The sequence below is a fragment of the Geodermatophilus sp. SYSU D00705 genome, from assembly GCF_054050135.1.
The window spans coordinates 114,187-122,516 of record NZ_JBJGYT010000014.1 but is presented as its reverse complement, the minus strand read 5'-3'; the positions used below and the strand labels follow the sequence as shown (position 1 = coordinate 122,516).

8 protein-coding genes are annotated in these 8,330 nt (G+C 72.0%); 6 read left to right on the top strand and 2 right to left on the bottom strand.

Annotated elements, in window-relative coordinates:
- Both ACI78Q_RS13415 and ACI78Q_RS13410 read right to left on the bottom strand, forming a co-directional pair.
- The coding region (locus ACI78Q_RS13415; RefSeq protein WP_456923886.1) for a CoA-transferase at positions 1 to 125 on the bottom strand (125 nt) is incomplete at its 3' end.
- A 41-nt stretch (positions 126 to 166) separates the two neighbouring features.
- Complete coding sequence (locus tag ACI78Q_RS13410; protein ID WP_456923884.1) at positions 167 to 961, bottom strand: TIGR03089 family protein; 795 nt, start codon at positions 959 to 961, stop codon at positions 167 to 169.
- 212 nt (positions 962 to 1,173) lie between these two features.
- Between ACI78Q_RS13410 and ACI78Q_RS13405 the strand changes: the two genes are divergently transcribed.
- The 6 genes from ACI78Q_RS13405 to ACI78Q_RS13380 are packed head-to-tail and all read left to right on the top strand — an operon-like array spanning position 1,174 to position 8,296.
- Positions 1,174 to 3,519, top strand: coding sequence for a hypothetical protein (locus ACI78Q_RS13405; protein WP_456923883.1), 2,346 nt, complete (start codon positions 1,174 to 1,176; stop codon positions 3,517 to 3,519).
- Positions 3,520 to 3,521: 2 nt separating this feature from the next.
- A complete protein-coding gene (locus ACI78Q_RS13400; RefSeq protein WP_456923882.1) occupies positions 3,522 to 3,980 on the top strand; it encodes a GtrA family protein in 459 nt (152 codons plus the stop codon).
- A gap of 26 nt (positions 3,981 to 4,006) precedes the next feature.
- A complete protein-coding gene (locus ACI78Q_RS13395; RefSeq protein WP_456923881.1) occupies positions 4,007 to 4,579 on the top strand; it encodes an HAD family hydrolase in 573 nt (190 codons plus the stop codon).
- Entirely contained in the window at positions 4,579 to 6,792 is a 2,214-nt protein-coding gene (locus tag ACI78Q_RS13390) for a lysylphosphatidylglycerol synthase domain-containing protein (protein ID WP_456923880.1), read from the top strand. Before ACI78Q_RS13395 ends, ACI78Q_RS13390 begins: the two co-directional genes overlap by 1 nt.
- A complete protein-coding gene (locus ACI78Q_RS13385) occupies positions 6,789 to 7,556 on the top strand; it encodes a glycosyltransferase family 2 protein (protein WP_456923879.1) in 768 nt (255 codons plus the stop codon). The genes ACI78Q_RS13390 and ACI78Q_RS13385 overlap by 4 nt, the downstream gene beginning before the upstream one ends.
- Positions 7,556 to 8,296, top strand: a complete 741-nt coding sequence (locus ACI78Q_RS13380) for a glycosyltransferase family 2 protein (protein ID WP_456923878.1) — start codon at positions 7,556 to 7,558, stop codon at positions 8,294 to 8,296. The genes ACI78Q_RS13385 and ACI78Q_RS13380 overlap by 1 nt, the downstream gene beginning before the upstream one ends.
- Positions 8,297 to 8,330: the final 34 nt, after the last annotated feature.

Genomic DNA, 8,330 nt, shown 5'->3' with positions numbered 1-8,330 from the left:
CGCTCCAGGAGCGCGTCGATCAGCGCGTACGGGATCCCGCACAACCCGAACCCGCCCACGGCCAGCACCGCACCGTCCGGGATGTCGGCCACCGCCGCGGCCGCACTCTCCACCACCTTGTCCATGCAGGAACCACCGTCCGTCCGGGCGGCTGGGCGCGACTGCGTCAGGCGGGGCGGCCCAGCTCGCGGATGCCCTCGATCGTGCAGCCGAGCGTAGCCGTGACCCGTTCGGACGCCGCGCGGGCGGCCAGCGTCCCGGGCACGGCCGCGTGGACGAGCACGATCGAGGCGCCGGCGGCCAGCGGGGCCAGCAGCCACGCCACCGGGCCGGCCTCGCCGGCGGTGCGCTCGTCGACGAGCACCCGGTCACCGGCGGTCAGCTCCAGCCGGCCGGCCAGCTCCCGGGCGGCGGCCACCAACCCGCCCAGGGTCAGCTCGAGCCCACCCAGCAGCAGCCCCGGCGCGGCCGGGTCCGGCTGCTGCCACGGGGTGAAGACGTCGCCGTGCGCGCGCACCTCGAGCGCGAAGTCGCGGGCCGGGCCGGCGTACCCGGTCATGCCCAGGCCCAGCGGGTGCAGCGACAGGCCCAGCAGCTCGGGCAGGTCCTGCTCCTCCAGCGGGGCCAGCCGGTCATGCGCGGCCAGGACGACGTCGGCGCCGTCCAGCCGGCCGTCGTCCTCCGCCGCGGTGTCGAGCACCGTCGCGCCGCAGCTCCACACCGCCAGCAGCACCGCCGCCGTCTGCCAGTGGACCGGCAGCGCGACGGCCACGGTGCTGCCCGCGGTGACGTCGAACTCGTCCTGCAGCAGGTTGGCCGTCTTCGCCACCCAGTTGGCCAGCGTGGCGCCGGACAGCTCCACCCGCTCGCCGGTGGTGTCGTCGTAGTACGTGACGAGGGGCGCCGCGGCGTCGCGGCGCAGCGTGGCGGCGAGGAGTTCGGCGGGTCGCGTGTGGTCCATGGGGAGAGCGTGGCACCCGTCCCGGCGAAACGGCCCCGCGCCGTGATTCCGCGGTTACAGTTCGTCCTGGGGCTCAGAGGCACCCACCGGTGCCGAGCTGGTGTGGCGGGCGGCTCGAGCCGCCGCCTGAGGTCCGGACGGATCCGGGGACAGGCACCCCTCTGCGGGAGTGCGTGTGTGCCGGTCCCGGTGCACCCGACAGGTGCTCTGCGTTGTCCCACTACGAGAGGTCGCAGGACGTGCTCGACGTGTCGGTCGGTGAGCGGGACGGCGTCCCGGTGGCAACCCCACCCGAGGGCGCCCCTCCTGTCCGCCGGCACCGGTCCGGCCGGACGGTGCTGACGGCCGTCGTCTCGTACCTGGCCCTCCAGGGACTCGTGCTGCTCGCGCTGGCGCGAACGGCGCCGCGCTTCTTCTACCTCGACGACTCGCTGGCGCAGTTCCTGCCCATGATGTGGTGGCTCGGGCGCAACGCCCAGGGTGGCCGGCCGCCGATCCTCGACCCCGAGCAGGGGATGGGCGGCAACGTCCTCGGGGACATGCAGTACGGCGGGCTGGACCCGTTGCACTGGCTCATGCAGGCACTGGCGGCGACGTCGGAGGACTTCCTCGTCGTCTCGTTCCTCTTCGGGGCGGTCTCGGTCACCTGGCTGGGGCTGGGCTCCCTGGCGGTGCTGCTCACCCACCGCGTCCCCGTGGTGCTGGCCGTCGCCGGTGCGGTCGGGACGGCGTCCAGCGGCTTCTTCCTGTGGTACGGCAGCTCGTGGTGGCCGCTCCTGTGGAGCGTGGCCTGGCTGCCCTGGTTCTGGTTCGGGCTGGTCGGCCGGGGTGCGCCGGGCGTGCTGGTGGTGGGTGTGGCCAGCTGGGCGCTGCTGACGTCCGGCAACCCCTATGTCCTGTTCTTCGTCGTCCTGCTCGTCGTCGGCCACCTCGTGGAGCGCCGACGGGCGGCCGGCGCATGGCGCGGTGTGCTGGACCGGGACCTCGTCGTCCGCGCCGTCTCCGCCGTCGGAGGCTGCATCGTCGCCCTCCCGACCCTGCTGACCGCGGTGCAGCTCTCGAGCGTCATGGGCCGGCCCGAGGGCGACCCGGTGATCGGCAACGTCGGTTTCGCCGTCTCCAACCTCGCTGACGTCGTCCTCGGCGGGGCGACGTTGATGGGCCAGACCAACGCGTGGAGCGGCAACATCGGCCTGGTCCCCGCCATGGCGACCATGCTCGTGGCCCTGCCCGCCCTCGCATTCGTCGACTGGCGCGGCGCGGTCGCCGCGCGCGGTGTCGTCCCGGCCGGGCTGGTCTACGTCGGTGCCGTCGTGGCCACCCAGCTGCCGACCACCGTCGCGATCTTCCGCTATCCGGTCCGCTACGTCGTCGTCGCCGAGGTCTTCCTGCCGGCGCTGGTCCTCATCGCCCTCGTCGCCGCCCGCCGGGTGACCCGCACCCGGGTGCGCGTGGCGGCGGGGATCGTGCTGGCCCAGTTCCTGCTGGCCTGCTTCCGGGCGCCGGTCTTCTACAAGTGGCACGTCCTCGCGTTGCTCGTGGCCGCGGCCGGGCTGACCGCCCTCGTCGTCCACCTCGCCGGCACCCGCTTCCGGCGCGAGGCCGGCGTCCTCGTCGCCCTCCTGGTGACGATCGCGCCGCTGGTGAGCCTCCAGATGATGGTCTCCGTCCAGGAGCGGGTCGACGCCATCGAGGGCACGGACAGCGGGGGGCAGCCCTTCCGTGCGCTGGCCAACGCGTACTGGTTCGGCACCCGGGCCGGTGACTACGAGGAGCGGTCGGTGCTGACCGGCGCCACGGCGACGGCGATCACGTTCGGCTTCGACGCGGACTGGGGCTGGTCCTCCGGCGTGCTGGTGGGCAACGCGAACCTGGCGGCGGGGCTGCGACCCGGCTTCGGCTCGCTCGCCGTCTGGCACGACGGGGTCAACGAGCACTGGTGCCGGACCTACCAGGGCGCCACGTGCTCGACGCCCGAGCAGTTGCTCGCCCCGGCCGGGGACACCCAGGTGTCGTGGCTGGAGCTGCTGTCCTCCGACACCGTCCTGCTGGACGACAGCGCACCCCCGGAGATCCGCGAGCACTTCAACTCGGCCTGGCGCACGGTCGGGACCGACGGACCCTGGACCGTGTACGAGCGCGACGACGTCCTGCCCGGTCGCATCACGGCCGCCAGTGGCGTCTCCGTCTCGCTGGAGGGCTGGAGCTCCGACGTCGCCCGGACGAACGGCCCGATGGACAGCTACGTCGTCTCGACGGGCGACGACCCGGGGCGACTCGCGTTCCGGATCCCGTACTACCCCGGTCTCCAGGCGACCCTCGACGGCCGTCCGCTCGAGGTGACCAGCGTGGAGGACGCCGCACTGGCGATCGACGTGCCGGCGGGGGTCACCGACGGCCGGCTGGACATCTCCTTCCGGCCGGTCGGGGTCGCGCTGCTGACGCCCGCCGTCCTCACCGGCCTGCTGGTCATCGCGCTGGCCGGCGGGGCGGTCGTGGTCGGGGACCGCCGGGCCCGGCACGGGCGTGCCGTCCTCGCGCCCCGCGAGGGGGAGTGACCGTGCGGCAACGCCTCGGCTCGCTCGTCCGCGAGGCCCTCCGGTTCCTGCTGGGCACGTGCATCGGGCTCACCGTGGACCTGTCGGTCTTCGAGGCCGGTGTGCGACTGGGCGCGCCCCCCGGCGTGGCCAACGTCGTCAGCTCCGGCTGCGCGGTCGTCGTCATGTACGCGATCGTGACCAGGTACGTCTTCCGCAGCGGGCGGTCCGGGGCGTCCTTCGCCGCCTTCGTGGCCTGGTACGCCTTCTCGATCGCCGCCTTCTCCGTGCTGATCGAGGTCCTCCACGGCACGACGGGGTGGGCGCCGTTCCTCTGTAAGTTGGTGTCGCTGCCCCTCTCCTTCGCGGCCAACTTCGTGTTCAGCAAGGTGATCTTCCGGCGTGCCGGGCGCGCCGCCGGGTCCACCGTCGACCGTCCCGTCGAGGACCGGACGGTCGTGGTTCGAGAGGGGACGCGGTGATCGACGCAAGGCTGGGGAATTCGCAGATGGGCAGGCACGTGGGCACGGTCCGGGCGCTGCTGTTCGACCTGGACGGCACCCTCGTCGACACCCGGGAGGCCAACTACGAGGCCTATCGCGGCGCCTTCGCAGCCTCCGGGCACGAGCTGACCCCCGAGCAGTTCGAGACGACGTGGGGCCGGGACTCGCGGGACTTCATCCCCGACCTGCTGCCAGGCATCGACGGCGCCGCCGTCGATGCCATCCGGTCGGCCAAGAGCACGCTGTACGCGGACCTGCTCGACCGCACCACCGCCAACGCCGCGCTGGTGGCGTTCCTCAGGCTCGTCGCCCCCAACCACCGGACGGCGCTGGTGAGCACCGCGAAGTCCGGTAACGGCGAGCAGATCCTGGCCGCCCACGGGCTCCGGGAGCTCTTCGACGTCGTGGTCTGGGGCGACGACGTGGCACGCAGCAAGCCCGATCCGGAGGGCTACCTCAAGGCGCTGGCCGAGCTCGGCGTCGACGCCGCCGACGGCCTGGCGTTCGAGGACTCCGAGACCGGCCGTCAGGCGGCACTCGCCGCCGGGCTCACCGTCCTCGAGGTACCGCACTTCTGATGTTCCCTCGCTACTCCCGCGGCCGGCTGGCCCTCATCGTCGTCGCGCTGCTGTCCCTCGCCGGGTTCACGGTGCTGACCTGGCCGTCCCTGACCGACATGTGGGACCGCCTGTCCTCGGGGCTGTCCGGGGCCGGCTGGGCCGTGCTCCTGGCCGCTTCCGGGGTGCAGGTCGCCGGGCACGTCCTGCGGGCGGCGCGCACCAAGGTGCCGATCGACAACGTCCGCCGCGGCAGCCTGGCCGGCCAGTTCCGGCACCTGTCCATCGGCTACCTGTTCAACCTGGTGTGGCCGCTGCGGATCGGTGAGGTCGTCCGGTCCTACCTGGTCGCCAAGACGCTGCGGATCAGCTTCCTGTACACGCTGCTCGCCGTCGTGCTCGAGCGGCTGATCGACGTCGTCCTGGTGTCGGTGGCCTTCCTGGTCCTGCTGGCCGTCGTCGGCAGCACGGACCTCGGCGTGGTCCCGATCGCCGCGGCCGTGGCCCTGGCCGTGTCGGTGCTGCTCATCGCGTCGTTCGCCGCACTGGTGCGGGAGAACACCCTGCTGATGCGGGTGGCGTGGCAGGCGACCAGCTGGCTGAACCACGACCTGGAGAACCGGGCCCGGTTCAAGCTGTGGTCGGTGATCTTCGGGTTCCAGCGGTTCTTCCGCCAGCGCCGCCAGCTGGCCCGCTACGGCGTCCTCACGCTGAGCTCGTGGGCCTGCTACGTGGCCGCCGCGGCGATGGTCGCCTTCACCGTCTTCCCGGCGCTGGGCGGCCGTGCGGCGCTGGTCGCCACCGCCGCGCCCGCCGGGGTCGTGAGTCCCAGCGTCGGCAACGGGGCACCCGGCGGCTACACCGAGAGCATGCGGGCCTTCATCGAGGGCAGCACCGCGCTCGAGGGGGGCACCGTCGCGCTCTTCGCCGCGGCGTCCTGGGTGGTCCTCAACGTCCCGGTCGTCCTCGTGGCCGTCGTCGCGCTGTTCGTCAACTGGGCCCGGAACACCAGCGCCCCGCTCGCCGGCGCCGAGCTGGCGCCGTCCGACGGCTACGTCAACAAGCTGGGCCGCGACCAGGACATCTCCGGGTCGATGACCCACTTCCTCGACGCGTACTTCCAGCGGCAGCGGCTCAGCCAGGTGATGCACCGCCTGGAGGTCAACGGCAACGTCAGCCTGGTCCGCTTCTTCAAGGGCGGGTCCAACGCCGTCACCCTGCTGGCCACCAGCGGCGACGGCGAGCTGTTCGTCAAGAAGATGGTCCCGCCGGAGTACGCCCACCGGCTGAAGAACCAGTACGACTGGCTGGCCGAGCGCGCCGACCACCGCGAGCTGGTCACCGTGCTGCGCGAGCAGCACGCCGCCGACCACTACGCGATCGACCTGGAGTACCGGCCGAGCAGCGTGCCCCTGTTCGAGTACGTGCACGAGAACTCGTTCTCCGAGAGCGCGGCCAAGCTCGACCAGGTCTGGGCCTACATGTACGACCGGGTCTACGCGGTGGGTGCCCTCGAGCACCGGCCCGACGTCCGGGACGACTACGTCAGCGAGCGTTTCGTCATGCGCGTCCGTGCGGCCGCCGAGTCGCACCCGGCGCTCGCCGAGGCCCTGAAGGGCGAGCGGATCGTGGTCAACGGGCGGGAGCTGGACAACTTCGACCGTGTGCTGGCCCGGATCCAGAGCCACGAGACGGCCTGGGACGACCTGGCCACCTTCCGCTCGTCGGCGCAGATCCACGGGGACCTCACGGTGGACAACATCCTCGTGGACCTGCCCTCGCGGGACGTCCTGATCATCGACCCGTCCGACGACAACCAGCTGCGCGGACCGGTCATCGACTTCGCGCGGCACATGCAGTCGCTGCTGTACGGCTACGAGTTCCTCAACGACGACGAGGACCCGGTCGTGCTCGGCGAGCAGGGCGGCCTGCCCGAGATCACCTACCGGGACGCCCGGTCGGCCCGCTACGACGAGCTCGCCGACCACGTGGCCACCGAGGTCATGCCGCGCCGACTCACCGTCGCCGAGCAGCGTGCGGTGCTGTTCCACGTCGGGCTGTTCTACGGCCGCATGCTGACGCACCGGGTCGCGATCAACTCCGGGACGGTGCTCAAGTACTACGGCGTCTGCATCCAGGCGCTCAACCGCTTCCTGGACCAGTACGACCCGCCGGTCCAGGAGGACGACGTCTTCGGCATCGAGCCGAGGAAGCAGGAGGTACTCGCCCGGTGAACCCCGTGATCGCCATCCCGGCCTACAACTGCGCGCCGCAGATCGGCCGGGTGCTCGACGAGATCACCGCCGACGTCGCTGCCCGTGTCGACGAGATCTGGGTGATCGACAACCGCAGCACCGACGACACGCTGGAGCGGGCGCTCGAGTACAAGCGCACGGGGCGGCTGCCGAACCTGCGGGTGTTCCGCAACCGGCAGAACAACAGCCTGGGCGGCACCCACAAGGTCGCCTTCGAGCACGCGCGGACCGCGGGGCACACCCACGTGGTGATCCTGCACGGGGACAACCAGGCCAAGAGCGACGAGGTCGCCCTGCTCCTCGACCACGCCGAGGCGCACCCGGAGACGCAGACCGTGCTGGGTTCCCGCTTCAGCCGCCGGTCGCGGCTGCACGGCTACGACGCGAAGCGGGTCTGGGGGAACCGGGTGCTCAACGGCGTCTACAGCGCCCTCGCGCTGCGCCCGCTGCAGGACCTCGGCTCGGGCCTGAACCTCTTCGCCCTGCGCGACCTGGACCCGGCGAGGTACCTGCGCTTCGCCAACCACCTGACGTTCAACTACGAGCTGATCCTCGACCTGGTGGCGCGCGGGGTCCGGTTCGCCTACGTGCCGATCACCTGGCGCGAGGAGGACCAGGTGTCCAACGCGCGGAACTGGAACATCTTCCGGACGGCGCTGCGCAACCTCGCGCTGTGGCGGCTGGGCCGGCAGACCTCCGACCCGGCGCCCGACCGGGACTACGAGTGGGACGAGGTGCACTGATGGCCACCCTGCAGGTGCTCATGCCGATGGGCGGGCTCGGGACGCGCTTCCGCAAGGTCGGCGTCACCACGCCCAAGCCCCTCATCGAGGTCGACGGTGCCCCGATGTTCCAGCGCGCGCTGCGGTCGTTCGACGCGTGGGCGGGGGACAAGACGGTCACCGTCGTCGTCCGTGCCGACGACGACGCCGAGCACGGCCTGGCCGACCGGGTGCTCGCCGCCGAGCCGGCGGCACGGATCGTGCTGCTGGACCACGACACCCGCGGCGCCGTCGAGACGTGCCTGGAGGCCCGCGACCGGCTGGACCCGGACCAGCCGCTGGTGATCATGGACTGCGACATCGCGTTCGACAGTGCCGAGTACTTCTGGGCGCTGCAGAAGGCGGTCGAGCAGGGCGACCTCGACGGCCTGCTGCTGTCCTTCCGCTCGACCGAGCCGCGCTACAGCTTCGCGGAGGTCGGCACGGACGGTCTCGTCGTCCGGACGGCGGAGAAGCAGGCCATCTCCTCCGACGCGCTAATGGGCGTCTACTCCTTCACCTCCGCGCGGGTGTTCCTCGACGCGGCGGACCGGCTGATGGCCAAGCAGATCGACGCGGCCATGCCGGAGTACTACGTGTCGCTGATCTTCAACGAGCTGATCGACTCCGGCCGCCGCGTCGGCCTGGTCCGGGGCGACTTCTACTGCTTCGGGACACCGGAGGAGCTGGCCGCCTACCAGGCGACGGGCCGTCCCGTCTGAGCGGAGGCCCCGCACACGACGACGCCGCCTCCTG

Bases quoted from the DNA above. Each gene is read 5' to 3' on its own strand.
- ACI78Q_RS13410 (WP_456923884.1), bottom strand. From the start codon at position 961: ATGGACCACACGCGACCCGCCGAACTCCTCGCCGCCACGCTGCGCCGC.
- ACI78Q_RS13395 (WP_456923881.1), top strand. From the start codon at position 4,007: ATGGGCAGGCACGTGGGCACGGTCCGGGCGCTGCTGTTCGACCTGGAC.
- ACI78Q_RS13390 (WP_456923880.1), top strand. From the start codon at position 4,579: ATGTTCCCTCGCTACTCCCGCGGCCGGCTGGCCCTCATCGTCGTCGCG.
- ACI78Q_RS13380 (WP_456923878.1), top strand. From the start codon at position 7,556: ATGGCCACCCTGCAGGTGCTCATGCCGATGGGCGGGCTCGGGACGCGC.